This window comes from Comamonas sp. wu1-DMT (assembly GCF_040187805.1).
GTDB lineage: Bacteria > Pseudomonadota > Gammaproteobacteria > Burkholderiales > Burkholderiaceae_C > Comamonas > Comamonas thiooxydans.
On record NZ_JBANEM010000002.1, the window covers coordinates 145895 to 169097 of the forward strand.

19 protein-coding genes and 1 pseudogene are annotated in these 23203 nt (G+C 62.4%); 8 read left to right on the forward strand and 12 right to left on the reverse strand.

Annotation, left to right across the window (positions count from 1 at the left end; genetic code table 11):
• Positions 1-33: 33 nt before the first annotated feature.
• The 7 genes from V8Z78_RS04790 to V8Z78_RS04820 form a co-directional block, all read right to left on the reverse strand.
• Positions 34-831, reverse strand: coding sequence for an MlaA family lipoprotein (locus V8Z78_RS04790; protein ID WP_012837064.1), 798 nt, complete (start codon positions 829-831; stop codon positions 34-36).
• Entirely contained in the window at positions 828-1328 is a 501-nt protein-coding gene (mlaD, locus tag V8Z78_RS04795; protein WP_003062074.1) for an outer membrane lipid asymmetry maintenance protein MlaD, read from the reverse strand. The genes V8Z78_RS04790 and mlaD overlap by 4 nt, the downstream gene beginning before the upstream one ends.
• A 29-nt stretch (positions 1329-1357) precedes the next feature.
• Positions 1358-2134 (reverse strand): lipid asymmetry maintenance ABC transporter permease subunit MlaE, encoded by a 777-nt coding sequence (gene mlaE, locus V8Z78_RS04800; protein ID WP_003062071.1) that lies wholly within the window; start codon positions 2132-2134, stop codon positions 1358-1360.
• Entirely contained in the window at positions 2131-2943 is an 813-nt protein-coding gene (locus V8Z78_RS04805; protein ID WP_012837063.1) for an ABC transporter ATP-binding protein, read from the reverse strand. The genes mlaE and V8Z78_RS04805 overlap by 4 nt, the downstream gene beginning before the upstream one ends.
• Before the next feature lie 221 nt (positions 2944-3164).
• Positions 3165-3941 carry an amino acid ABC transporter ATP-binding protein gene (locus tag V8Z78_RS04810; protein ID WP_003062063.1) on the reverse strand — a complete coding sequence of 259 codons (777 nt, stop codon included), beginning with the start codon at positions 3939-3941 and terminating at the stop codon, positions 3165-3167.
• On the reverse strand, positions 3922-4575 hold the full coding sequence (locus tag V8Z78_RS04815) for an amino acid ABC transporter permease (RefSeq protein ID WP_003058677.1): 654 nt from the start codon (positions 4573-4575) through the stop codon (positions 3922-3924). The genes V8Z78_RS04810 and V8Z78_RS04815 overlap by 20 nt, the downstream gene beginning before the upstream one ends.
• Positions 4576-4718: 143 nt before the next feature.
• Positions 4719-5528, reverse strand: a complete 810-nt coding sequence (locus tag V8Z78_RS04820) for an amino acid ABC transporter substrate-binding protein (protein WP_003062059.1) — start codon at positions 5526-5528, stop codon at positions 4719-4721.
• Between the two features lie 266 nt (positions 5529-5794).
• Between V8Z78_RS04820 and V8Z78_RS04825 the strand changes: the two genes are divergently transcribed.
• The gene (locus tag V8Z78_RS04825) at positions 5795-6244 is read left to right on the forward strand and encodes a DUF3293 domain-containing protein (protein WP_034361381.1); all 450 of its coding nucleotides are present in this window, start codon (positions 5795-5797) and stop codon (positions 6242-6244) included.
• 146 nt (positions 6245-6390) lie between these two features.
• Here V8Z78_RS04825 and V8Z78_RS04830 read toward each other — a convergent pair whose 3' ends face one another.
• The 4 genes and pseudogenes from V8Z78_RS04830 to V8Z78_RS04845 all read right to left on the reverse strand — a co-directional run bounded on the left by V8Z78_RS04830 (position 6391) and on the right by V8Z78_RS04845 (position 14493).
• Positions 6391-7866 carry a glutamate synthase subunit beta gene (locus V8Z78_RS04830; protein ID WP_003062054.1) on the reverse strand — a complete coding sequence of 492 codons (1476 nt, stop codon included), beginning with the start codon at positions 7864-7866 and terminating at the stop codon, positions 6391-6393.
• A 73-nt stretch (positions 7867-7939) separates the two neighbouring features.
• A pseudogene (locus V8Z78_RS04835) lies at positions 7940-12677 on the reverse strand (glutamate synthase-related protein).
• 182 nt (positions 12678-12859) lie between these two features.
• Entirely contained in the window at positions 12860-13567 is a 708-nt protein-coding gene (locus tag V8Z78_RS04840) for a transposase (RefSeq protein WP_003062049.1), read from the reverse strand.
• A gap of 89 nt (positions 13568-13656) precedes the next feature.
• Positions 13657-14493: an IclR family transcriptional regulator gene (locus V8Z78_RS04845; protein ID WP_039049589.1), complete on the reverse strand. Its 837-nt coding sequence runs from the start codon at positions 14491-14493 to the stop codon at positions 13657-13659.
• A gap of 104 nt (positions 14494-14597) precedes the next feature.
• On the opposite strand from V8Z78_RS04845, the gene V8Z78_RS04850 reads away from it, so the two are divergent.
• The 5 genes from V8Z78_RS04850 to V8Z78_RS04870 all read left to right on the forward strand — a co-directional run bounded on the left by V8Z78_RS04850 (position 14598) and on the right by V8Z78_RS04870 (position 19264).
• Positions 14598-15299, forward strand: coding sequence for a 3-oxoacid CoA-transferase subunit A (locus tag V8Z78_RS04850; RefSeq protein WP_003062042.1), 702 nt, complete (start codon positions 14598-14600; stop codon positions 15297-15299).
• A gap of 31 nt (positions 15300-15330) precedes the next feature.
• A complete protein-coding gene (locus tag V8Z78_RS04855) occupies positions 15331-15972 on the forward strand; it encodes a 3-oxoacid CoA-transferase subunit B (protein ID WP_057091542.1) in 642 nt (213 codons plus the stop codon).
• A 60-nt stretch (positions 15973-16032) separates the two neighbouring features.
• Entirely contained in the window at positions 16033-17244 is a 1212-nt protein-coding gene (pcaF, locus tag V8Z78_RS04860; RefSeq protein ID WP_057091541.1) for a 3-oxoadipyl-CoA thiolase, read from the forward strand.
• Between the two features lie 165 nt (positions 17245-17409).
• Positions 17410-18405 carry a Bug family tripartite tricarboxylate transporter substrate binding protein gene (locus V8Z78_RS04865; protein ID WP_057091540.1) on the forward strand — a complete coding sequence of 332 codons (996 nt, stop codon included), beginning with the start codon at positions 17410-17412 and terminating at the stop codon, positions 18403-18405.
• A 121-nt stretch (positions 18406-18526) separates the two neighbouring features.
• Entirely contained in the window at positions 18527-19264 is a 738-nt protein-coding gene (locus V8Z78_RS04870) for an SDR family oxidoreductase (RefSeq protein WP_034357427.1), read from the forward strand.
• Between the two features lie 254 nt (positions 19265-19518).
• Here the strand turns inward: V8Z78_RS04870 and V8Z78_RS04875 are convergent, their stop codons facing one another.
• Positions 19519-20364: an SIS domain-containing protein gene (locus V8Z78_RS04875; protein WP_003058703.1), complete on the reverse strand. Its 846-nt coding sequence runs from the start codon at positions 20362-20364 to the stop codon at positions 19519-19521.
• A 244-nt stretch (positions 20365-20608) separates the two neighbouring features.
• Between V8Z78_RS04875 and tal the strand changes: the two genes are divergently transcribed.
• The gene (gene tal / locus V8Z78_RS04880) at positions 20609-21574 is read left to right on the forward strand and encodes a transaldolase (protein WP_349731004.1); all 966 of its coding nucleotides are present in this window, start codon (positions 20609-20611) and stop codon (positions 21572-21574) included.
• 12 nt (positions 21575-21586) lie between these two features.
• Positions 21587-23191, forward strand: coding sequence for a glucose-6-phosphate isomerase (gene pgi / locus V8Z78_RS04885; RefSeq protein WP_349731005.1), 1605 nt, complete (start codon positions 21587-21589; stop codon positions 23189-23191).
• Positions 23192-23203: the final 12 nt, after the last annotated feature.

The window sequence follows — 23203 nt, forward strand, 5'->3', positions numbered from 1 at the left end:
TGTGCATCATGTTTGTAACCAAGCTCTACCGGCTCACTGGCCTTCGGGGGGCAGCTTGCCGGCGTTGTCGTCATCATAGTTTTCGAGGCGACCATCGCCGCCGGACGCCGCGCCGCCAATGCGTGAGCGCAGATAGACATCACGCACCAGGCTGTATTTGTCGAGCGCAACAGAGTCCAGCACATCGCCGGCCTTGAGCAGATTGGCACGGTTGTTGACCATGCGCAGACCGAACAGGCTGTTGCGCCAGCGCACATCATCCATGGTGTTGGCAGGATAGCCGAAGGCATCGACCACCAGGCCGGCCGAATCCCGCACCGTGGAAGGACCCCAGAAAGGCAGCACCAGATACGGCCCCGTGGGCATGCCCCAGCGACCCAGAGTCTGGCCAAAGTCCTGCTTCTGGCGCTCGATGCCGGCCTCGCTGGCGATGTCGAACAGACCGCCTATGCCCAGCACCGTGTTCACGCTGAAGCGCACCATGGAGTTGTAGGCACCCTGGCCCTGACCCTGCAGCACATTGTTGACGAAGGACCAAGCATCGCCGAGGTTGTCGAAGAAGTTGGTCACGCCCTGGCGCGCCACGCGCGGCGTCACGTTCTGATAGGCCGTGGCCACGGGCTTGAAGATCGCCTCGTCCACGCCTTCGTTGAAGGAATAGATGCTGCGGTTCATGGACTCCAGCGGGTCGGCTGGGTTGGCAGGGCCTGTGGTTGTGGCGCAGCCGGACAGCAATGCGGCCACGGAAACGCTGGCTGCCAGCGCAACGCGCCTGAGCGCCTGGTTCTCGTCTGACGTCAATTTCGTCTGTGGGCTTGTTGTAGTCATCATTCTTTCGCTCCCCCGTTGGCTGCGGCACCACCGGAATCACCACCCTGCTCCGCCTTGCTGTAGAGAAACTGACCGATCAGATTCTCGAGCACCACGGCAGACTGGGTGGCCGTCACACGGTCGCCTGCCTTGAGGTTCTCTTCGCTGGCGCCCGCTTCAATACCAATGTACTGATCACCCAGCAGGCCGCTTGTCAGAATTTTCAGCGAGCTGTCCTTGGGGAAGGCGTAACGGGTTTCCATGCTCATGGCCACGTCGGCCTGGAAGGTCTGGTCGTTGAAGGCAATGGATTCGATACGGCCCACGACCACGCCGGCGCTCTTGACCGCCGCCTTGGGCTTGAGTCCGCCGATATTGTCAAAACGCGCCGTGATCGCATAGGTCTTCTGGAAATTCAGACTCAGCAGATTGGCCGACTGCAAGGCCAGGAACACCAGGGCCAGAGCACCGATCAGCACAAACAGGCCGACCCAGACATCACTTTTCTTTTGCTGCATGATTTTTTACCTCTATCTGCTGAGCAGCCTCAAATGCTGAACATGGTTGCGGTGAGCAGGAAGTCCAGGCCCAGAACCGCTAGCGAAGCCACGACCACGGTGCGGGTGGTGGCACGGGAAACTCCTTCAGGCGTGGGCTTGGCCGCATAGCCTTCGAGCAGGGCCACAAAGGTCACGGCCAGGCCGAAGACAAAGCTCTTGAGCACGCCATTGCCCAGATCGCTCCACCAGTCCACGCCCTGCTGCATCTGGCCCCAGAAAGCACCGCTGTCGACGCCGATCATCACCACGCCCACCAGCCAGCCGCCCAGCACACCCACGGCGCTGAAGACTGCAGCCAGCAAAGGCATGGTGATCAGCCCGGCCCAGAAGCGCGGCGCCAGAATGCGTTTGACGGGGTCCACCGCCATCATCTCCATTGCAGACAGCTGTTCACCGGCCTTCATCAGGCCGATTTCGGCCGTCAGGGCCGTGCCGGCACGACCCGCGAACAGCAGGGCCGTGACCACAGGCCCCAGCTCGCGCAGCAGGCTCAGGGCCACCATCATGCCCAGCGCCTCGGCCGAGCCATAGCGCTGCAGGATGTAATAGCCCTGCAGACCCAGCACAAAGCCCACGAACAGACCTGAGACGCCGATGATGGCCAGCGAATAATTGCCCAGAAAGTGAATCTGGTCGCCGATCAGGCGCGGGCGCCTGAGCGCCGGCCCCATCAAACCCAGCAGGCGCCACAGCAGGCGTGCGCCAATCCCCATGTTGACCAGCTGGCAGCGCACTGCCAGGCCAATGCGTGCGAGAAAGTTCATGCACGCCTCCTGCTGCCAAAGTCCTCGTCGGCGCTGACGCCCGGATAGTGAAACGGCACAGGCCCCGTGGGTCTGGCATGGATGAATTGCTGCACCAGCGGGTCGGTGCTGGCGCGCACCTCTTCGGGTGTGCCCTGGGCGGCAACGCTGCCGGCTCCCAGAATCACCACATGGTCGGCCACGCGGAAAGTTTCTTCCAGATCGTGGGAGACCAGAATCGAGGTCAGGCCCATGGCATCGTTGAGCTGGCGGATCAGCTGTGCCGAGGTACCCAGCGAAATAGGGTCCAGGCCCGCAAAAGGCTCGTCGTACATGATGAGCTCGGGGTCCAGCGCAATCGCGCGGGCCAGTGCCACGCGGCGAGCCATCCCGCCCGAGACCTGGGAAGGCATCAGATCGCGCGCGCCGCGCAGGCCCACGGCATGCAGCTTCATGAGCACGATGTCGCGAATCAGCTCTTCGGGCAGATCGGTGTGCTCGCGCAGCGGAAAGGCCACATTGTCGAACACGCTCATGTCGGTGAACAGCGCACCGAACTGAAACAGCATGCCCATGCGGCGACGCGCGGCGTAGAGCTGCTGCGCATCCATGGTGGTCACGTCCTGGCCGTCAAACAGCACCTGGCCCTGCTGGGCGTGGTTCTGCCCGCCGATCAGACGCAGCACCGTGGTCTTGCCACCGCCCGATGCGCCCATCAGCGCCGTGACCTTGCCGCGCGGCACTTGCAGGGACAGATCGCGCAGGATGACGCGGTCACCATAGCCAAAGGTGACATTGCGCAGTTCCACAAAGGGTGCGTTGGGTGACATGCGTGAATAGCCGCTCAAGAGAAAGCAAACTGGTATTGTGCCGACAAGCTCGGCAAAAAGCTCGGGTTAGCCCCAAGTAAACATACATTCGCGAATGTTTCTTGAAGGTCTGGCTTGAATTGCAGAGCATTCACTCCTTTTTCAGGAGCATTAAGTGCTTTCTGCTTATGCGCAAACTGCTGTTTTTGCGATATGAAACCGCATCAGCAGCTGCGACTTATTTACAACATATTCTGCAGAAACGCCTTGGTACGCTCGTGCTGAGGTGCCACAAAGAATGCTTCGGACGGGCCTTGCTCGACGATGTAGCCACCGTCCATGAAGATGACGCGGTTGGCCACCTCTCGCGCAAAACCCATCTCGTGGGTCACGACCAGCATGGTCATGTGCTCCTCGGCCAGTTCGCGCATGGTGCGCAGCACCTCGCCGGTCAGCTCGGGATCCAGCGCCGAGGTGGGCTCGTCGAACAACAGAATGTCCGGCTCCATGGCCAGCGCACGGGCAATCGCCACGCGCTGCTTCTGACCGCCGGAGAGATGGTTGGGGTAGGCATCGCGCTTGGCCGCCAGACCCACCTTGGCAAGCAGAGCCTCGGCCTTGGGAATGATGTCTTCGCGCTTCATGCCCTTGACGATGACGGGCGCCTCGATGATGTTTTCCAGCACCGTGAGATGGGGAAACAGATTGAAGGACTGAAACACCATGCCCATCTTGCGGCCGATCTTGCGGATTTCGGCATCGCTCACATACTGAGCCCTGGCCTCGCCCTCGGAGCGCGCCAACACCTCGCCTTCGATGCTGATGGTGCCGCGGTCAATCGTCTCCAGGTGGTTGAGGCAGCGCAAAAAGGTGCTCTTGCCCGAGCCGGACGGGCCGATCACGGCCACCACCTCGCCGCGCAGCAGCTCCAGAGAGACGCCGCGCAGCACTTCGTTGCTGCCAAAGGCCTTGTGGATGCCCTGGGCGGAAATCATCACATCAGGCGTCGTACTTGGCATATTTTTTCTCAAGATATTGGAAGCCCCAGGTCAGCACCAGGGTCATGATGAGATAGAAGGCCGCAGCTACGATGAAGGGCGTGAAGCTGAAGTCGCGCTGCACCACGCCGCGCGCCACGCGCAGCAGATCGTTGAGTGCCAGCACATAGATCAGCGAGGTGTCCTTGACCAGGGTGATGGTCTCGTTGCTGACGGGCGGCAGGATGCGGGCCCACATCTGGGGCAGCACGATGCGGCGCATGGTCTGGGCATAGGTCATGCCCAGCACCTTGGCGCCCTCGTACTGGCCGCGGTCCACGGACTTGATGCCGGCGCGGAAGATCTCCGCAAAGTAGGCCGCATAGTTCAGCGCAAACGCCACCACGGCGGCAGGAAAGTCGGGCAGGCGCACACCGATGTAGGGCACAAAGGGCAGCGCGAAGTACACGAACAGCAGCTGCAGCATCAGCGGCGTGCCACGCATCAGCCAGATATAGGCGCCCACGGCGCTGCTCAGCGGCTTGATGCTGGAGATGCGCATCAGCGCCAGCGCCAGACCCATGGGAATGGACAGCGCCAGCGTGATGAAAAACAGCTTGAGTGTGACAAGGGCACCAGCCGACATGGGCCCCAGGAGCGAGATTACATAGTCCATCAAATGGCCTTCAGTGTGGCGCTGCAGCTATCGAAAGCCCGCCACAGGCACGGGCGTGCGCAGGAGGAAGTGTTTGCACGCATTGTCGTCGCAAAAAAAACCGGCAATGCCAGGCATTGCCGGTGCAGTACGTCAAAAAGGGATTAGTGCTTGATGACGTCGGCGCCGAACCACTTCTGGGCGATTTCAGCAGCCTTGCCGTCCTTCTTCATTTCGGTCAGCACATCGTTGACCTTGTTGCGAGTGGCTTCGTCGTCCTTGCGGAAACCCACACCGTAGTCTTCGGTGCCGAAGTCCTCGGCCAGCACCACGTAGTTGTCGGGCTTCTTGTTGACGTAGTAGCGACCCACCACTTCATCCACCACCACCACGTCCAGACGGCCGGCTTCCAGGTCCATCATGGCAGCGATGTTGTCACCGAAAAGCTTGGTTTCCTTGAACTTGTCCGACAGTTCCTTGTCCTTGGTCAGGGCGGTCACGGCGCTGGAGCCTTCCTGGGCGCCCACGATCTTGCCGACCATGTCAGCCTTGCCCTTGATGGGAGAGCCGGCCTTCACGATGATGATCTGCTTGTTCACCATATAGGGGTCGGAGAACAGGATCTTTTCCTTGCGCTCTTCCAGAATGGTCAGGCCGTTCCACAGAGCGTCCACGCGCTTGCCCAGCAGCTCGGCTTCCTTGGCGTTCCAGTCGATGGGCTTGAACTCCACTTCGATATTCGCGCGCTTGGCGACTTCACGGGCCATGTCGATGTCGAAACCGACCAGCTCGTTCTTTTCGTCACGGAAACCCATGGGCGGGAAGTTGTCGTCCAGGCCCACCACCAGCTTGGCGGCGGCTGCTGCGGGAGCGGGCGCAGGAGCTGCAGCGGTGTTGCTTGCGGGCTCGTTCTTGCCACAGGCAGCCAAAATTGCAGTCAGGGCCACCGAGGCCAGCAGGGTACGTTTTTTCATGGCGTCAAAATTTGAAGTGGAAAAAGCGGAGGCAGGGGCTTTGTCTCCCGTCCGGGGCCACCGCAGCCGCCCCGAAGCCGGGCTGCCGCCAGCGCCGAATCCGCTATTGTCGCGCAGACGGGACAGAACGTCACTCGCCGGTCGCAAAACCATCACGACTTAGGCAAAACAGGTTCAGGCAAGACGGCTTCCTCAGGGGGCAGACCGTTGTTGCATTCTTGTTTGCACAAGTCCACACCATGTGCAAGCTTGCCAAACTCCAAACCATGTCACCACCGTCACCAGACACCAGCCAGCTCCCGCCTGCCTTGCAGCAGGCCTATCGCGATGCGCTCTACCGGGTCGATGCAGCCCAGGGCGCTGTCGCACAGACGCTACGCGTGGGCGAGCGCAATGACTGGCTCGGGCAACAACTGGGACGGCAGCTCGTCCAGGCCGCCTGCTATCTCACTGCCTGCAATCCCTTGGGACAGATCCTGGAACCTGCGGAGAACGCCCGCCGCATGCGCGCCCTGCGCCAGGAGCTGGACAGCGAGGGCTGGCAGTACCTGGGCGGCTCGGGCCAGGACCCGCTCGGCCATTGGCCTGCGGAGGACAGCGTGATGATCTGGGGCATGGATGCCGACACGGCCATGCAATGGGGCCGGCACTGGCAGCAGAATGCCGTGCTGTGGAGCGATGCCGACGCCCGCCCTCGGCTTCTGTGGCTACGCTGACTTTTTCTAATAGCAACATACGCTTTACAGCAATCAAAAACCCACTGAAATCTCTCTGAATTCCATTTAAGGAAAGCGCTTAAAGCTATCAAAAAAAAAAAGGCATTCCGGGGAATGCCTTTTGTTTGATGACCCGCCGTGAATGATCAGCGAGGCAGTTCGCTGGCGCCCATCAGGAACTCGTCCACGGCACGTGCGGCCTGGCGGCCTTCACGAATGGCCCACACGACCAGCGACTGGCCACGGCGGATGTCGCCGGCAGCGAACACCTTGGACACGCTGGTGGCATAGCCGCCGATGAAATCGGTGCTGGCCTTGGCGTTGCCGCGCGCATCCTTGTCAACGCCAAAGGCTTCGAGCACGGTGGCGACGGGGTTCACAAAGCCCATGGCCAGCAGCACCAGATCCGCAGGCCAGACCTTTTCCGTGCCGGGCACTTCGCTCAGCTTGCCATCCTTGAACTCGACCTGCACGGTGGTCAGGCTCTTGACCTTGCCCTTTTCGCCGCCGAATTCCTTGGTGGAGATGGCGAACTCGCGCACCACGCCTTCGTCGTGGCTGGACGAGGTACGCAGCTTGATCGGCCAGTAAGGCCAGACCAGGGGCTTGTTCTCCTGCTCGGGCGGCATGGGCATGACCTCGAACTGGGTCACGCTCTTGGCGCCGTGGCGGTTGGAGGTGCCCACGCAGTCGGAGCCGGTGTCGCCACCGCCGATGACGATGACATGCTTGCCGTCGGCACGGATCTGGCCCTTGAGCTTGTCGCCCGCGTTGACCTTGTTCTGCTGGGGCAGGAACTCCATCGCGAAGTGCACGCCTTCCAGATCTCGGCCGGGCACGGGCAGATCACGCGACTGCTCGGAGCCGCCAGTCAGCAGCACGGCATCGAACTCGGCGTTGAGCTGCTCGGGGCTGATGGTTTCCTTGGCCCAGTTGGTGACCTTGGAGTCCTTGCCCAAGCCGTCCTTGCCGGCAATCAGCACGCCGGTGCGGATCTTCAGGCCTTCGGCCACCATCTGCTCGACACGGCGATCGATCAGGCCCTTGTCCAGCTTGAAGTCGGGGATGCCGTAGCGCAGCAGGCCGCCCACGCGGTCGTTCTTCTCGAACAGGGTCACGTCGTGGCCGGCGCGCACCAGTTGCTGGGCTGCCGCCATGCCTGCAGGGCCGGCACCGACCACGGCCACCTTCTTGCCGGTCTTGTGCTTGGGCAGCAGGGGCTTGACCCAGCCTTCGCTCCAGGCACGGTCGATGATGGAGTGTTCGATGGACTTGATGCCGATGGCGTCGCCATTGATATTGGCCACGCAGGCAGCTTCGCAGGGTGCGGGGCAGATGCGGCCCGTGAACTCGGGGAAGTTGTTGGTGCTGTGCAGCGTGGTGATGGCGTTCTTCCAGTCACCCTGGTACACGAGGTCGTTGAAGTCCGGAATGATGTTGTTGACCGGGCAGCCGTTGTTGCAGAACGGCGTGCCGCAGTCCATGCAGCGTGCAGCCTGCACCTTGGCCTGATCGGTGGTCAGGCCGATGACGAATTCCTTGTAGTGCTTGAGACGTTCCGCAACGGGGGCATAGCCCTCTTCGATGCGTTCGTATTCCATGAAGCCGGTGGTCTTTCCCATGATCTTTAATCCTTGAAATCTGTGTTCGCTTGCAGTGCGGTGGCCGCCTGGCCGCCACCGCTTGGAGCCGTGTTTACTTGGCGGCTACTGCTTCTTTCTGAGGAGCTGCTGGCGCTTTCGCAGCTTGCTTTTCCTTCTGTTTGCGTTCAAAGATCTCGCCGAGTGCACGCTGGTACTCGGTCGGGAACACCTTGACAAACTTGGCACGCGCTGCGGCCCAGTTGTCCAGCAGATCACGGGCACGCTTGGAACCCGTCCAGCGGCTGTGAGCCTCCACCATATTGCGCAGTTGCTGATCGTCGCTCTGGCCGCGGTGCCAGATGCCGGGATCGACACGCGAGACAAACTCGTCGTGCGGCAGCACCTTCTCCAGCTTCACCGAAGCGGTGTTGCAACGCTCGGCAAACTTGCCGTCCTCGTCGTAGACATAGGCTACGCCGCCGCTCATGCCGGCCGCGAAGTTGCGGCCGGTCTTGCCCAGCACGACCACGGTACCGCCGGTCATGTATTCGCAGCCGTGGTCACCCACGCCTTCGACCACGGCCGTGGCGCCGGACAGACGCACGGCAAAGCGCTCGCCGGCCACGCCGCTGAAGAAGGCCTCACCGCTGGTGGCGCCGAACATCACGGTGTTGCCCACGATGGTGTTGGTGGTGGTGGAGCCACGGAACTCATGGCTGGGATGCACCACCACACGGCCGCCGGACAGGCCCTTGCCGGTGTAGTCGTTGGCTTCGCCGCTGAGGTTCAGCGTGATGCCGTTGCACAGGAAGGCACCGAAGGACTGGCCGCCCGTACCTTCGAAGTGGATGCGGATGGTGTCGTCTGGCAGGCCTTCGGCGTGATGCTTGGTCACCGCGCCAGAGAGCATGGCACCGACGGAGCGGTTGACGTTGCGCGCCACTTCCATGATGCGCACCTTCTCGCCGTTGTCGATGGCGGGCTTGCAGCGCTCGATGAGCTTGACGTCCAGCGCCTTGTCCAGCAGGTGATCCTGGCTTTCCACGTGATAGCGGGCCACGTCGGCAGGCACTTCGGGCTGGGCGAACAGACGGCTGAAGTCCAGGCCCTGAGCCTTCCAGTGCGCTATGCCCTTGCGGGTGTCGAGCAGGTCGGAACGGCCGATCAGGTCGTCGAACTTGGCGATACCCAGCTGGGCCATGATCTGGCGCACTTCTTCGGCGATGAAGAAGAAATAGTTCACCACATGCTCGGGTTTGCCGGTGAACTTGGCACGCAGCACGGGATCTTGCGTGGCCACGCCCACGGGGCAGGTGTTGAGGTGGCACTTGCGCATCATGATGCAGCCTTCCACCACCAGCGGAGCCGTGGCGAAGCCGAACTCGTCGGCACCCAGCAGAGCACCGATGACCACGTCGCGGCCGGTCTTCATCTGGCCGTCGGCCTGCACACGCACACGGCCGCGCAGACGGTTCAGCACCAGGGTCTGCTGGGTCTCGGCCAGGCCGATTTCCCAGGGGCCGCCCGCATGCTTGATGGAGGACCAGGGCGAGGCGCCGGTGCCGCCGTCGTGCCCTGCGATCACCAGGTGATCGCTCTTGCACTTGGTCACGCCTGCGGCAATCGTGCCCACACCGACTTCGGACACCAGCTTGGTGCTGATGCTGGCGTGCGGAGCCACGTTCTTCAGATCGTGGATCAGCTGCGCCAGGTCTTCGATCGAGTAGATGTCATGGTGTGGAGGAGGCGAGATCAGGCCCACACCGGGCACCGAGTGACGCAGTGCGCCGATGTAGTCGGAGACCTTGCCGCCGGGCAGCTGACCGCCTTCACCGGGCTTGGCGCCCTGAGCCATCTTGATCTGGATCTGGTCCGAAGAGGCCAGATATTCGGCAGTCACGCCGAAACGACCGGACGCGACCTGCTTGATCTTGGAGCGCAGCGAGTCGCCGGCCTGCAGTTCGATATCGGACTCGACCTTGTCCTTGCCGATGATGGAGGCCAGGGTTTCGCCCTTGCTGATGGGGATGCCCTTGAGCTCGTTGCGATAGCGCTTGGGATCTTCGCCGCCCTCGCCGGTGTTGCTCTTGCCGCCGATGCGGTTCATGGCCACGGCCAGCGTGGCATGGGCTTCGGTGGAGATGGAGCCCAGGGACATGGCACCCGTGGCAAAGCGCTTCACGATTTCCTTGGCCGACTCGACCTGGTCCACGGGAATCGCCTTGGCGGGATCGAACTTGAACTCGAACAGGCCGCGCAGCGTCATGTGGCGCTTGGTCTGGTCGTTGATCAGCTGGGCGTATTCCTTGTAGGTGCTGAAGTTGTTGGCACGTGTGGAGTGCTGCAGCTTGGCGATCACGTCAGGCGTCCACATATGCTCTTCGCCACGGGCGCGCCAGGCGTACTCGCCGCCGGCATCCAGCATGGTTTCGAGCACGGGGTCGTCGCTGAAGGCAGCTTCGTGGTTGCGGATGGTTTCCTCGGCGATCTCGAAGACGCCGATGCCTTCCACACGGCTGGCCGTGCCCGTGAAGTACTTGTCCACGGTCTCGCTGTTCAGGCCCACGGCTTCGAACAGCTGGGCGCCGCAGTAGGACATATAGGTGGACACGCCCATCTTGGACATGATCTTGGACAGGCCCTTGCCGATGGCCTTCACATAGTGATAGATGGCCTTGTCGGCAGTGATGGGCGCAGCTTCGCGGCTGAAGATGTCGACCAGGGTCTCCATCGCCAGATAGGGATGCACGGCTTCCGCACCGTAGCCGGCCAGCACGGCGAAGTGGTGCACTTCGCGGGCCGTGCCGGTTTCCACCACTAGACCGGCGGTGGTGCGCAGGCCTTCACGCACCAGATGCTGGTGGATGGCGGACAGAGCCAGCAGCGCAGGGATGGCCACTTGCGTGGCGCTCATGTTGCGGTCGCTGATGATCAGGATGTTGGCACCGCCCTTGATCTCGTCCACGGCGTGGGCGCACAGCGAGGCCAGCTTGGCTTCCACACCCTGCTTGCCCCAGGACAGCGGGTAGGTGATGTCGATCGTCGAGCTCTTGAACTTGCCGTTGGTGCGCTTCTCGATATCACGCAGCCTGGCCATGCCTTCGAAGTCGAGCACGGGCTGCTGCAGCTCCAGGCGCATGGGCGGGTTGACCTGGTTGATGTCCAGCAGGTTGGGCTTGGGGCCCACGAACGACACCAGCGACATCACGATCGCTTCGCGGATCGGGTCGATGGGGGGGGTTCGTCACCTGGGCGAACATCTGACGGAAGTAGTTGTACAGCGGCTTGTTCTTGTCGGACAGCACGGCCAGCGGGCTGTCGTTGCCCATGGAGCCAATGCCTTCCTCGCCCTTTTCGGCCATCGGGGTCAGCAGGAACTTGATGTCTTCCTGCGTGAAGCCGAAGGCTTGCTGGCGGTCCAGCAGGGACAGCTCGGTCTTGGCTGCGGGTGCCTTGAAGTCGGCGGGGATTTCCACCTCGTCGAGCTTGATGCGCAGGTTCTCGATCCACTGCTTGTAGGGCTTGGTGTTGACGACGTTGGCCTTGAGTTCTTCGTCTTCGATCATGCGACCCTGCTCCAGGTCGATCAGCAGCATCTTGCCGGGCTGCAGGCGCCACTTGCGCACGATCTTGCTATCGGGCACGGGCAGCACGCCGGCTTCGGAAGCCAGGATCACCATATCGTCGTCGGTGATGCAGTAGCGCGAGGGGCGCAGACCGTTACGGTCCAGCGTGGCGCCGATCTGGCGACCATCGGTAAACACGATGGAGGCGGGGCCGTCCCAGGGCTCGATCATCGCAGCGTGGTATTCATAGAAGGCGCGGCGACGCTCGTCCATGGCTTCGTGCTGCTCCCAGGGCTCGGGAATCATCATCATCACGGCCTGGCTGATGGGGTAGCCGGCCATGGTCAGCAGTTCCAGGCAGTTGTCGAAGGTGGCAGTGTCGGACTGGCCGGCAAAGCTGATGGGATAGAGCTTTTGCAGGTCTTCGCCCAGCACGGGAGAGGCCATCACGCCTTCGCGCGCCAGCATCCAGTTGTAGTTGCCGCGCACGGTGTTGATTTCACCGTTGTGGGCCACATAGCGGTAGGGGTGAGCCAGAGGCCACTCGGGGAAGGTGTTGGTGGAGAAACGCTGGTGCACCAGGCCGATGGCCGAGACGCAGCGCTCGTCGGCCAGATCACGGTAGTACACGCCCACCTGATCGGCCAGCAGCAGGCCCTTGTAGACCACGGTGCGGCTGCTCATGCTGGGAACGTAGTATTCCTTGCTGTGCTTGAGGCCCAGGTTCTGGATGGCGGCCGAGGCCGTCTTGCGGATCACGTACAGCTTGCGCTCCAGCGCGTCCTGCACGATGACGTCGGCGCCACGGCCGATGAAGACCTGGCGCAGGATGGGCTCCTTTTCCTGCACGGTGGGCGACATGGGCATGTCGCGGTTCACCGGCACATCGCGCCAGCCCAGCAGCACCTGGCCTTCGGCCTTGATGGCGCGCTCCATCTCCTGCTGGCAAGCCAGGCGCGAGGCATGTTCCTTGGGCAGGAAGATCATGCCCACGCCATATTCGCCGGCGGGGGGCAGTGCCACGCCCTGCTTGGCCATTTCTTCGCGGTAGAGCTGATCGGGGATCTGGATCAGGATACCGGCGCCGTCCCCCATCAGAGGGTCCGCACCCACTGCACCGCGATGGTCGATGTTCTCGAGGATCTTCAGTGCCCCCAGCACGATGTCATGGCGCTTCTGGCCCTTGATATGGGCCACAAAGCCCAGACCGCAGGCATCGTGTTCGTTGCTCTTGGAGTACAGACCGTGGTCCTGGAGATACTTGATCTCGGCAGCAGTCGTCATGGGGAATCCTCTTATATCAATCGCGGGGAACGCAAGATTACGACAGGACATGAAGTTATGCAATAAGTTTTAATTAGGGTCAGATTCCAATTAATTCCCAACTTTTTTTATTTGCATTTAATTAGGGACATATAAAAATAGAGTGAAGCAATCCAATAAAAACAAGGGGTTGGAAGAACCGCCTAGTCTTCGTGCACCGAAGCTGTGCGTGCTGCAGGCCTGCCGGCCTTCTGCCGCTTCACGCGTCGCTCGGTTTTCTGTTGCAAATTTTCAATGAAATCGGGCTCGCCCAAAGCCCAGCCACGCAGTGCGGCATGGCTGATCTGCGCCTGGGTATCGGCATCCAGACCCGCCTCCACGGCCCTGACATAAGCGGCATCTCTGGCAAACGGCGTGTTGCCCAGGGCCCAGAAAAGCGCATGCGGGCTGATGAGCGCATCGCTTTGCAGGCCTGCGTTGTGCGCATAGCTGGACCAGGGCCAGTCCACCGCGCGCTGCACCAGCCCGTCGCGCACGGGGTTGAGATCCATGGAGACCATGGTGGCCATCAGCCATTGCTCGGCCTGCAGCACGGTGCAGCGATAGCGCCCCTCCCACAGCGTACCGGTGCGTCCGTGGCGGTTGTTGAAGTAGCGCACATAGCTGCGCCCCACGGCCTGCATGAACTGGGGCACGCCCTGCTCCGTTCTGGGCGTCAGCAGCAGATGGAAGTGATTGGGCATGAGCACATAGGCATGCACATCGACCTCGAAGCGCCGCGCCATCTCGCGCATCAGATCCAGCATGACCAGGCGATCCTGCGCGTCCACAAAGATCTCGCCGCTGTTGTTGCCACGCTGGATGATGTGGTGCGGCATGTTTGCCAGCGTGAGACGGGGAAGACGGGCCATGGAGCGGACTTGAGCAGGGGCGACAGAGAAGGCGTTTCGGTCATTATGAAGCGTCACGCCAGGGCCGACGCGTCCTCAGGCGCCAGACATCACAGATGCATGCGACCCGAAGCACTCAGCAACTGACTGATGTGGCGCGTAGCGGCCAGCAACTGCGGCAGCAACCGCTCGCGCATCATCTGCTCGCTGGTGCGGTTGGCCTGACCACTGATGTTGAGCGCCGCCACGGTCTGGCCGCGCGCGTTGCGTATGGGGGCGGCAATCGAGATCAGGCCCTCCTCCAGCTCCTGGTTGAGCAGGGCCCAGCCCTGCTCGCGCACGCGGGCGATCTCGGCATACAGTTCATCGTCGCCGGTCAGCGTGTGGCGCGTGAAGGCGCGCTGCTCGCGCCGGGCCATCAGCGCCCGCAGCTCATCGGGGGGCAGAGCCGCCAGCAGCACCCGGCCCATGGATGTCCAGAAGGCAGGCAGTCGCGAGCCCACGCCCAGATTGGTACTCATGATCTTGTGCGTGTGCACGCGCAGAACATAGACCACGTCCAGGCCCTCGAGCACCGCGGCCGAGCATGACTCCTTGACCTCGTCCACCAGCGCCTCCATCGCAGGCTCGGCCAGATTCCACAGCGGCGTGGAGCTCAGATAGGCAAAGCCCAGATCCAGGATGCGCGGCGTGAGTGCGTAGTACTTGCCATCGCTGCGCACATAGCCCAGCGTCTGCAGCGTCAGCAGGATGCGCCTTGCACCGGCACGCGTCAGACCCGTGGCGGCAGCCACCTCGCTGAGCGTCTGCTCGGGCGCCCTGGCGCTGAACGAACGTATGACTTCCAGCCCCCTGGCAAAGGACTGCACATAGCTGTCACCGGGCTTGAGCGAGACCGCTTCGCCCTCGACCTGGGTTTTCCCTGATGTGGTTTTTACAGTCTCCATTTTCATCATCCTTTTCTACAATTCTTTTAGCGAACAAATGTTCTATATACGAACATTTTAGCGCCAATGGCGCAGATCTTTGTGTAGAAAAATTGGAGACACCCATGATCAACAAGATCGCCGACTCGGTCGCTCAGGCCCTGTCCGGCATTCAAGACGGCTCCACCGTGCTCATCGGCGGCTTCGGCACCTCGGGCATCCCCGGCGAGCTGATCGACGGCCTGATCGCCCAGGGTGCACGCGAGCTCACCGTGGTCAACAACAATGCCGGCAATGGCGACACCGGCCTGGCCGCCCTGCTCAAGACCGGCCAGGTGCGCAAGATCATCTGCAGCTTCCCGCGCCAGGTGGACAGCTGGGTCTTCGACGAGCTGTACCGCAGCGGCAAGATCGAGCTCGAACTGGTGGCCCAGGGCAATCTAGCCGAGCGCATGCGCGCTGCCGCCGCAGGCATAGGCGCTTTCTTCTGCCCCACGGCCTACGGCACCGAACTCGCAAAAGGCAAGGAAACGCGCGAGATCAACGGCAAGCACTATGTGCTGGAGTACCCCATCCATGGCGATGTGGCCTTGATCAAGGCAGAAAAAGGCGACCGCTGGGGCAATCTGACCTACCGCATGTCGGCGCGCAACTTCGGCCCCGTGATGGCTTCGGCCGCCAGGTTCACCGTGGCCACCGTGCATGAGATCGTGGAACTCGGCCAGCTTGACCCCGAAACCGTGGTCACCCCGGGCATTTATGTGAGCCAGGTGGTGAAGATCGAGCGCGTGGCCACCCAGGCCGGCGGCTTCAAGAAGGCGGCCTGAGCCCGCCAAGGTCCAGCAAGGAGATACAAGCGTGAGCTATCAAAAACGAAGCAAGGACGAACTGGCCCTGCGCGTGGCCCAGGACATTCATGACGGTGCCTATGTGAATCTGGGCATAGGCCAGCCCACCCTGGTGGCCAACCACATCCCCGCAGGACGCGAGATCGTGCTGCAAAGCGAGAACGGCATTCTGGGCATGGGCCCGGCACCGGCGGCCGGCTCCGAAGATTACGACCTGACCAATGCCGGCAAGCAGCCCGTGACCCTGCTGCCCGGCGGCAGCTATTTCCACCACGCCGACAGCTTCGCCATGATGCGCGGCGGTCACCTGGACATCTGCGTACTCGGAGCCTTCCAGGTTTCGGCCACGGGCGATCTGGCCAACTGGAGCACAGGCGAGCCCGGCGCCATCCCCGCCGTGGGCGGAGCCATGGACCTGGCCATTGGCGCCAAGCAGACCTGGGTGATGATGGATCTGCTCACCAAAAAGGGCGAGAGCAAGGTCGTGGTCCAGTGCAGCTACCCGCTGACCGGCCTGGGCTGTGTCAAACGCATCTATACCGATCTGTGCACCCTGGCATGCACCCCCGAGGGGCTGCGCCTGATCGACAAGGTCGAAGGCCTGGAGCACGCCGAACTCGAACGCATCGTGGGCCTGCCCATCGCGGCCTGAACGGCCCTCAGGCCAATCCGGCCTAGACCCCAAGCTCAATTTTTATAACGGAGACATGTCATGAGCAACCAGAACCAAGCCTTTATCTGCGACGCCATCCGCACCCCCTTCGGTCGCTACGGCGGCGCGCTGTCCAGCGTGCGCACCGATGATCTGGGCGCCCTGCCCATCAAGGCGCTGATGCAGCGCAACCCCAATGTGGACTGGACTGCCGTGGCCGATGTGCTCTATGGCTGTGCCAACCAGGCCGGCGAGGACAACCGCAACGTGGCGCGCATGTCGGCGCTGCTGGCCGGCCTGCCCATCGATGTGCCCGGCGCCACCATCAACCGCCTGTGCGGCTCGGGTCTGGACGCTGTCGGCACGGCCGCGCGTGCAATCAAGTCCGGCGAAGCCCGCCTGATGATCGCCGGCGGCGTGGAGAGCATGAGCCGCGCCCCCTTCGTCATGCCCAAGGCCGAGTCCGCCTTCAGCCGCAACAATGCCGTCTACGACACCACCATTGGCTGGCGCTTTGTCAACAAGCTGATGAAAGCACAGTACGGCGTGGACTCCATGCCCGAGACCGCCGAAAACGTGGCCGACGATTTCGGAATCGAACGCGAAGCCCAGGACCGCATGGCCCTGGCCAGCCAGGAAAAGGCCGCGGCTGCGATTGCTGCCGGCCATCTGGCGCGCGAGATCGTGCCCGTCTCCATCGCCCAGAAAAAGGGCGATCCCATCGTCGTGAGCCAGGATGAGCACCCCCGCGCCACCACCATCGAGGCCTTGGCCAGGCTCAAGGGCGTGGTACGCCCTGACGGCACGGTCACGGCCGGCAACGCCAGCGGCGTCAACGACGGTGCCTGCGCCCTGCTGCTGGCCAACGAGGAAGCCGCCAAGCAATACGGCCTGGTGCCGCGCGCCCGTGTGGTCGGCATGGCCGTGGCCGGCGTCGCGCCGCGCATCATGGGCTTCGGCCCCGCTCCCGCCGTGCGCAAGGTGCTGGCCCAGACAGGACTGACTCTTGAGCAGATGGATGTCATCGAGCTCAACGAAGCCTTTGCCGCACAAGGCCTGGCCGTGCTGCGCGACCTGGGCATTGCCGACGACGACCGCCGCGTCAACCAGTGGGGCGGCGCCATCGCCCTGGGCCATCCCCTGGGCGCATCGGGCGCCCGCCTGGCCACCACGGCCGTGAACCAGCTGCATGCCTTCGGCGGCCGCTATGCGCTGTGCACCATGTGCATCGGCGTGGGCCAGGGCATCGCCGTGGTGCTCGAACGCGTCTGATCCCGACTGCAGCAGGGACCGGCCAAGTCCGGCCTGCTGCCGCCCCCTGCCTCTTACACCCAAACAACGACCGCTGGCGTGCACCTTCTCTCGCAGGTGTGCCACCGCGGCAGCCCGCGCCCCGGCCACTGGCCGGCGGTGTCTTGCCTTTTTCCGGAGACCTCAATGTCCAATTCCCTTTCCCTGTCTCGCCGCCGCAGCCTGCAGACCCTGGCAGCAACCGCCCTGTTCGCTCTGGGCGCTGCTCCCGCCATGGCCCAGGCGTCCTATCCCAGCAAGCCCATCACCATGATCGTGCCCTTCTCGGCCGGCGGCACGACCGACATCCTGGCGCGTGTGGTGGGCCAGGCCCTGAGCACCGAACTGGGCCAGAGCATCATCATCGACAACCGCCCCGGCGCGGGCGGCAATATCGGCGGCCAGGCCGCGGCCCGCGCAGCCGGTGACGGCTACACCCTGTTCATGGGAACGGTGGGCACGCACGCCATCAACGAAGCCCTGTACAAAAAGATGCCCTTCGACCCGGTCAAGGACTTCGCTCCGCTGACCCGCGTCGCCAATGTGCCCAATCTGCTGGTGGCCCACCCCAGCCAGCCCTTCAAGACGGTCAAGGAAATGATGGCCTACGCCAAGGCCAATCCCGGCAAGCTGAATTTCGGCTCCTCGGGCTCGGGCAGCTCCATCCACCTGTCTGGCGAGCTGTTCAAGTCCATGACCCATCTGGACATGGTGCATGTGCCCTACAAGGGCAGCGCGCCGGCCATCACCGATCTGCTGGGCAACCAGATCGCCATCATGTTCGACAACATGCCCTCGGCCATCCAGCATGTGCGCTCGGGCAAGCTGCGCCCCATCGCCGTGACCACGGCCAAGCGCTCGCCCGAACTGCCCGATGTGCCCACCGTGGCCGAAGCCGGCGTGCCCGGCTATGAAGCCACTTCCTGGTTCGGTCTCTTCGTACCTGTCAAGACACCGGCCGACATCCAGCAAAAGCTGCATGCCGCCATTGCCAAGGTGCTCAAGGATCCCGCCGTGATCAAGAAGATCAACGACCAGGGCGGCGAAGTCGTGATCGACACCCAGGAAGGCTTTGCCAAGTTCATCGACGCCGAAGCCAAGAAGTGGGGCAAGGTCGTCAAGGACTCCGGCGCCAGCGTCTGATCCCACCCAGGTACCGGCCTGTCCCGACCCCAGCACTGCCGGCGCATGCCGGTGGCTGCTGTTGCCCTCCCGGGCCCGCGCCTGTCGCAACCGCCCCGTTTTCCGTTTGAAAGTTATTGCCATGTCTTCCCAGAGCGCCTCCCTTACTGACCGCCCTCGCGTGTTGATCACCGGTGGCGGAGCCGGCATCGGCGCTGCCGCTGCCGAGCGCTGCCGCGCCGACGGCTACGAGCCCATCATCATCGACCGCGTGGTCGATCACGTTCCCGGCGGCATACAGGCCGACCTCAGCGACGCCGAGGACACGGCCCGCGCCCTGCGTCAGGCTCTGGAAACCGGCCCCATCACGCGCCTGATCAACAACGTCGGCGTGGTCGTACCCAACGACGCCGCCTCGCAGACCCTGGCCGAGTTCGACCTGGCCGTCTCGCTGAACCTGCGCTGCGCCTTCCAGTGCATGCAGGCCCTGCTGCCCGGCATGAAGCAAGCGGGGTTCGGGCGCATCGTCAACATGTCCTCGCGCGCCGCGCTGGGCAAGGACTTGCGCACAGCCTACGCGGCCACCAAGGCCGGTCTGATCGGCATGACCCGCGTCTGGGCGCTGGAGCTGGGCCAATGGGGCATCACGGCCAACGCCATAGGCCCCGGCCCGATACGCACCGAGCTGTTCGACAAGGCCAATCCGCCCGACGCCCCGCGCACGCAGAAGATCATTGCTTCCGTACCCGTCAAGCGGGTGGGAACTCCCGAGGATGTGGCCCATGCCGTGTCTTACATGCTCGACGAGCGCAGCGGCTTTGTGACCGGACAGGTGCTCTATGTCTGCGGCGGCATGACCGTGGGCGTCGCCTCCGTGTAAGCGGCTCGATACGAGCTGCTGCCTGGGCAAGCCAAGTCCCCGAGCCGCAGATGCATCACCCTCGTCCGGCGCGCACCCTGCAAGCTTGCGGGATCTGGATGCTTTTTAATTTTGATAGCTTAAAGCGCCTTCTCCATAATGATTTCAATGTGTTTTATGCTTGAAACCATTTATGGAAAGGCGACCGAAGCTCTCAATAAGAGAGCCCTTCTGCTTGGCATCTCGACGCGCACAGGCCGCGCCTTTGCTGGCCTTCAGGTATAGCGCTTGGCGCGCAGATTGTTCTTCATCTGCTCCAGCGCCGGCTGAAGTGCCGGCCCGATGCGCAAAGCCACACAGGTCGCCAGCACGTCGATGATGAGCAGGTGCAGCAGCCGCGAGACCATGGGACTGTAGCGGTCGTAGCCTTCGGGGTGATCGGCAGCCAGATGCACCTGGCAAGCGGAGGCAAGAGGCGAGCCGCTGGCCGTGATGGCGATGGTGGTGGCCCCATTCTTGCGGGCGATATCTGCGGCGTCCATCAGATCTCGCGTGCGCCCGGAGTTCGAGATGATGACCACGCAGTCGCCCGGACCCAGCAAGGTCGCGCTCATGACCTGCATATGGCCATCGCTGGTGGCCAGACTGGTCACACCGAGGCGGAAAAACTTGTGCTGGGCATCCAGCGCCACGATGCCCGAGTTCCCGGCGCCGTAAAACTCGATGCGCTTGCCGGTCTGCCAGGTCGCGGCAATCGCCTGTGCAGCCTGCTCTATGGCCGCCGTGCTGGCCGCATTGCGGTACTGTAGAAAAGCGGCAACCGCGTTGTCCACCACCTTGACCATGACATCGCTGGTCTTGTCATCGCTGTCCACACTGCGATGGATGAAGGGCACGCCTTCGCTGACGCTGCCCGCGAGCTTGAGCTTGAAGTCCGCCAGGCCGTCATAGCCCATGCTGCGGCAAAAGCGCACCACCGTGGGTTTGCTGACATGTGCCCGCACTGCCAGCTCTCGCACCGGCAGATGCGCGAAGGCCCGCGGATCGGCCAGTACCAGGCGTGCAACACGCTGCTCTGCAGGCGCCAGGGACGGAAGGGAGGCAGTAATCCGATCAAGCATATTGGCGCAGATGAGGTGGAGGCAATGAATGAGTGCAGAAAAAAGCGAGCATAAGACCGAAGCGCCTCATGCCTCGCAAAATGGCAGCAAAACTTGAATATTTCCGCAAATAAATAGGCGAGCGCGCATATTCAGCAGGGTTTGCCTTGATGCATCCTCAAACGGAGTATCTGCAAGCTCATTCTCAATCAGGGATTCACGCTCTACACTTGCTGGTTAGTTTGAAACACAGCAAAGGATGGACATGAATCAGTTGGAGGCGCTCAAGCAATTCACGACCGTGGTCGCGGACACCGGTGATTTTCATCAACTGGCGCAGTTTCAACCGCAAGATGCCACCACCAATCCATCCCTGATTCTCAAAGCGGTTCAAAAGACCGAATATGCACCGCTGATGCGCGCCACCGTGGCGCAATTCAAAGACCGGGGGCTGGACGAAATCATGGACCGGACGCTGGTGCGCTTCGGCTGCGAGATTCTGAACACCATACCCGGTCGTGTTTCCACCGAAGTCGATGCCCGCCTGTCTTTCGATACCGTGGCCACGGTCACGCGCGCCGAGCGACTGGTCGAGCTGTATCAGGCTGCAGGCATCCACACCGAGCGTGTGCTCATCAAGATCGCCGCCACCTGGGAAGGGATTGAAGCGGCCCGCATTCTCGAGCAGCGCGGCATTCACACCAATCTGACGCTGCTGTTCTCCTTCTGCCAGGCCGTTGCCTGCGGCCAGGCCAAGGTCCAACTGATCTCGCCCTTTGTGGGCCGCATCTACGACTGGTACAAAAAGCAGGCCGGCGCGCAGTGGGATGAAGCCACCATGGCCGGCGCCAATGATCCGGGCGTGCGCTCCGTACAGAAGATCTACGACTATTACAAGCACTTCGATGTTTCCACCGAGGTCATGGGTGCAAGCTTTCGTAATACCGGCCAGATTCTGGCTCTGGCGGGCTGCGATCTGCTTACCATTGCACCTGAGCTGCTGGCCCAGCTCCGCGCACAGCAGGACGACGCCATGCCTTTGACTCGCGCCCTGGACCCGGACAAGGCCAGAGCCCAGCCGCAGGAACGCGTTCTGTATGACCAGGCCTCGTTTCGCTTTGCGCTGAACGAAGATGCCATGGCCACCGAAAAGCTGGCCGAGGGCATTCGCGCTTTCACCGCGGACACCCTGAAGCTGGAAGCATTGATGCAGCAAGCGGCTGCAGATTGACGGAAATTTCCTTTGACGCCTCTTTGTCACGAACTGCCTGCCTGGCAGGCTTTGCAAACCCATTACCGGTCGCAGATCCAGCATCTGGATTTGCGCCAGGCTTTTGCACAAGACCCGCAACGTCTTGACGCCCTGAGCATGCAGGCGCCGCATGTCTTCGCCGATCTGTCGAAGAACCTCTGGACTGGCGAGACCGAGGCCTTGCTGAGGCAGCTTGCAACCGAGAGCCAGCTCTCGAGCAAGCGAGACGCCATGCTGGCCGGCGCAGCCATCAATACCAGCGAGCAGCGCAGCGCGATGCACTGGCTGCTGCGCACTCCTGCAGACGGCGGGCAGCTCGCCCAGTCACCCGTGCTTCGGTCCTGGCCCCAGGACATGCATTCGGCGCTGCGTGAGGTTCACGACACACTGGATCGAATGCTCGCCCTGGCCGATCAGATCAGGGGCAGCCAACAGATCACCGATATCGTCAATATCGGCATCGGCGGCTCGCACCTGGGTCCGGAAGTCGTGGTCAATGCCCTTGAGGACTGGATAGACCAGGACAAGAACTTTCACTTTGTCTCCAATGTGGACGGCCACGAGCTGGGACATGTGCTGCGCCGGGTCAAACCGGAAAGCACGCTGTTTCTAATTGCCTCGAAATCCTTCACCACGGCCGAGACCATGCTGAATGCTCGCTCGGCCAGGCAGTGGTTTCTCGATCATGGCGGCAGCGAAGATCCGCAGGCCCCATGCTCGATCGACCGACACTTCGTGGCCCTCACCACCAATACACAGGCGGCTGCAGAGTTCGGCATACAGCGCACGCTGGGTTTCTGGGATTGGGTAGGCGGACGCTTTTCGCTGTGGTCCGCCATCGGCTTGCCTATCGCCATCGCCATAGGCTCGGCGCAATTCAGGGCGCTACTGGGCGGCGCGCACGCGATGGACGCCCACTTTTTCACAGCCCCTCTGGAGAGCAATCTCCCGGTGCGCCTGGGACTACTGGACATCTGGTATCGCAATTTCTGCCAGTTTTCCAGCCGCTGCATTGCACCTTACAGCCATGGACTGCGCCGCCTGACGGCCTATCTGCAGCAACTGGAGATGGAGAGCAATGGCAAAAGCATCAACAAGAATGGCGTTCGGCTCACAGCTCCCACGGCACCGGTGATCTGGGGCGAGCCCGGCACCAATGGGCAGCATGCTTTTTTCCAGATGCTGCACCAGGGGCAGGATCTCATACCGGTCGAATTCATTGCCCTGCGCGACGGGGGCAAATACCTGGGCGAGCACCATCAAAGCCTGGTAGTCAACGCGATTGCCCAGGCCCAGGCGCTGATGGTGGGGCGCTGCGGCGAAGGTCTGGAAAAAGACTGCCCCGGCAATCGCCCCAGCAGTTTCTTGATGCTTGAAAGACTGGATCCAGCCTCTCTGGGCGCCTTGATTGCGCTGTATGAACATCGCATTTTTGTCTCTGGCGCCATCTGGGACATCAACAGCTTCGACCAGTGGGGTGTGGAACTGGGCAAGAAGCTGGCAAAGCAGCTTCATGCCCGCCAGAACCACAATGACTGGGAAGGAGTGGACGCGTCAACGCAGGAGCTGATGAAGCGCCTGATGGAGAGTCACTGAGCATCACAAGCA

Coding starts and splice junctions, on each gene's coding strand:
- V8Z78_RS04790 (WP_012837064.1), bottom strand. CDS start 831: ATGATGACTACAACAAGCCCACAGACGAAATTGACGTCAGACGAGAAC.
- mlaD (WP_003062074.1), bottom strand. CDS start 1,328: ATGCAGCAAAAGAAAAGTGATGTCTGGGTCGGCCTGTTTGTGCTGATC.
- mlaE (WP_003062071.1), bottom strand. CDS start 2,134: ATGAACTTTCTCGCACGCATTGGCCTGGCAGTGCGCTGCCAGCTGGTC.
- V8Z78_RS04805 (WP_012837063.1), bottom strand. CDS start 2,943: ATGTCACCCAACGCACCCTTTGTGGAACTGCGCAATGTCACCTTTGGC.
- V8Z78_RS04810 (WP_003062063.1), bottom strand. CDS start 3,941: ATGCCAAGTACGACGCCTGATGTGATGATTTCCGCCCAGGGCATCCAC.
- V8Z78_RS04815 (WP_003058677.1), bottom strand. CDS start 4,575: ATGGACTATGTAATCTCGCTCCTGGGGCCCATGTCGGCTGGTGCCCTT.
- V8Z78_RS04820 (WP_003062059.1), bottom strand. CDS start 5,528: ATGAAAAAACGTACCCTGCTGGCCTCGGTGGCCCTGACTGCAATTTTG.
- V8Z78_RS04825 (WP_034361381.1), top strand. CDS start 5,795: ATGTCACCACCGTCACCAGACACCAGCCAGCTCCCGCCTGCCTTGCAG.
- V8Z78_RS04830 (WP_003062054.1), bottom strand. CDS start 7,866: ATGGGAAAGACCACCGGCTTCATGGAATACGAACGCATCGAAGAGGGC.
- V8Z78_RS04840 (WP_003062049.1), bottom strand. CDS start 13,567: ATGGCCCGTCTTCCCCGTCTCACGCTGGCAAACATGCCGCACCACATC.
- V8Z78_RS04845 (WP_039049589.1), bottom strand. CDS start 14,493: ATGGAGACTGTAAAAACCACATCAGGGAAAACCCAGGTCGAGGGCGAA.
- V8Z78_RS04850 (WP_003062042.1), top strand. CDS start 14,598: ATGATCAACAAGATCGCCGACTCGGTCGCTCAGGCCCTGTCCGGCATT.
- pcaF (WP_057091541.1), top strand. CDS start 16,033: ATGAGCAACCAGAACCAAGCCTTTATCTGCGACGCCATCCGCACCCCC.
- V8Z78_RS04865 (WP_057091540.1), top strand. CDS start 17,410: ATGTCCAATTCCCTTTCCCTGTCTCGCCGCCGCAGCCTGCAGACCCTG.
- V8Z78_RS04870 (WP_034357427.1), top strand. CDS start 18,527: ATGTCTTCCCAGAGCGCCTCCCTTACTGACCGCCCTCGCGTGTTGATC.
- V8Z78_RS04875 (WP_003058703.1), bottom strand. CDS start 20,364: ATGCTTGATCGGATTACTGCCTCCCTTCCGTCCCTGGCGCCTGCAGAG.
- tal (WP_349731004.1), top strand. CDS start 20,609: ATGAATCAGTTGGAGGCGCTCAAGCAATTCACGACCGTGGTCGCGGAC.